3 protein-coding genes are annotated in these 1,889 nt (G+C 47.0%); all 3 read left to right on the top strand.

The window, feature by feature from the left end; all coding sequences use genetic code 11:
* Positions 1–325, top strand: a 325-nt coding sequence (locus tag A3738_RS12470) for an acyl-CoA dehydrogenase family protein (protein WP_255376167.1), incomplete at its 5' end; no start/stop codon positions are given.
* 9 nt (positions 326–334) lie between these two features.
* Positions 335–1,369, top strand: coding sequence for a phosphotransferase family protein (locus tag A3738_RS12465; protein ID WP_068476139.1), 1,035 nt, complete (start codon positions 335–337; stop codon positions 1,367–1,369).
* A gap of 219 nt (positions 1,370–1,588) precedes the next feature.
* A partial coding sequence (locus A3738_RS12460) for an alcohol dehydrogenase catalytic domain-containing protein (protein WP_156504236.1) occupies positions 1,589–1,889 on the top strand: 301 nt, incomplete at its 3' end.

Below are 1,889 nucleotides of genomic sequence, written 5' to 3'. Positions count from 1 at the left end.
CGAGAGTATCGCTAAGTCTTACTGTGAGATCGAGCAAGCGCGTTTGTTGACGCTAAAAGCCGCGGATCAAATGGATCGCGTTGGGAATAAAGGTGCTAAGGCGCTTATTTCAATGATCAAGATTGTTGCACCTCAAATGGCCTGCACGGTGATTGATCGCTCTATGCAAATCCACGGTGCAATGGGTTTAAGCCAAGACACCTTCTTGCCGCAAGCCTATCAAATGGCGCGTGTAATTAGATTGGCTGATGGTCCGGACGAAGTGCACATGATGCAGCTTGGTCGCGGCTTAGCCTCTGGCTACGCCATGCTGGCAAAGAAATAGGAGGCGAGCATGTCAGACGTCGATAGTTTAGATATTGAGCTTCTTGATCGCTATTTGAGTGAGCATATCGAGAGTTTCCATGGCTTAAAAAGCGCAGAGAAATTCTCAGGTGGCCAATCTAATCCAACCTTTAAATTGAGTGCGGCTAGTGGCGAGTATGTATTGCGTCGCCAGCCACCGGGTAAATTGCTGAAGTCAGCACATGCTGTAGACCGTGAGTATCGTGTTTATAAAGCGCTAGAAAATACGGATGTGCCGACGCCTAAGATGTATCACCTGTGTGAAGATCGCGAAGTGATTGGCTCGATGTTCTATGTGATGGAATATTGTGAGGGGCGCATTTTTTGGGATGCTGCATTACCAAAACTGGCATCTAACGAAGAACGCACACACGCGTATTCGCAAATGGGCAAAGTGCTCGCAGCGATACATTCAGTCGATGTTGAAGCGGTTGGCTTAGGTGATTATGGCAAACCGGGGAACTACTTCGAGCGCCAATTATCGCGCTGGACCAAGCAATATCGTGATTCAGAAACACAAAAAATTCCGGCAATGGATCAGCTGATTGAATGGCTCGAGAGCCATATTCCAGAGGATGATGGTCGTGTGTCGCTTGTGCATGGCGATTACCGTCTCGACAACATGATGTTTGCTCCGGATGAAGTCCGTGTAATAGCGGTGCTTGATTGGGAGCTTTCTACCTTGGGTCACCCTTTTGCTGATTTAGCGTATCAGTGCATGCAACTACGCATGCCAGCTAACGCTGGTGATATGAGTGGTCTCGCGGGTGCAGATCGTGGCGCGTTGGGTATTCCAACCGAAGCTGAGTATGTCGAGACTTATTGTGAAGCGATGGGCATTGAGAAAATTGACCATTGGGCCTTTTACCTCGCATTTAGTTATTTCCGTTTAGCGGCGATAGCGCAAGGTGTCGCGAAGCGTGCTTTGGATGGCAATGCTTCTAGTAAGCAGGCGAGTAAGGTGGGGGCCTACGTAGCCCCATTAGCGATGGGGGCTCTGCACGTTATCAAAACTGAGGGTTAGTTCTGAAATAGCTATTGCGATCACTTAAGCATTGTTAAAAATTCACTCAAAGTACTCATTTACTAGTCTGTAAACTCCGTCTTTTCGTGAATTTTTGCCTCGCCTAAGTTTCTCTCATAACGCTATTTAATCGGTGCTGTCGTCATTGCTGTGTTGTTTTGATCATTGGGAACGACGACATAATTTTCTAGCTTCTAGCGAACAAAAAAGAGAACAACAATGAAAGCAATTGTTTGTAATGAATTCGGTCCGATTTCGGATCTTGAGTACAAAGATATTGATGATCCAACACCGGGCAAAGGTCAGGTGCGAGTGAAAATTCTAGCCAGTGGTGTGAACTTTCCTGATGGCTTGTTAGTGCAAGGTTTATATCAAGTGCGTCCTGAGCTTCCGTTTGTTCCGGGCATGGAGTTTTGTGGCGAAGTTGTTGAGTTAGGCGAGGGTGTTAAGCATCTTAAAGTTGGCCAACGCTTAATCGGCTCTAGCCAGAAATATGGTGCTTTTGCAGAACAGGTGATCG

The sequence above is a fragment of the Oleiphilus sp. HI0066 genome (assembly GCF_001635725.1).
The sequence above is the reverse complement of the archived record's forward strand: the minus strand, read 5'-3'. Positions and strand labels throughout refer to the sequence as shown.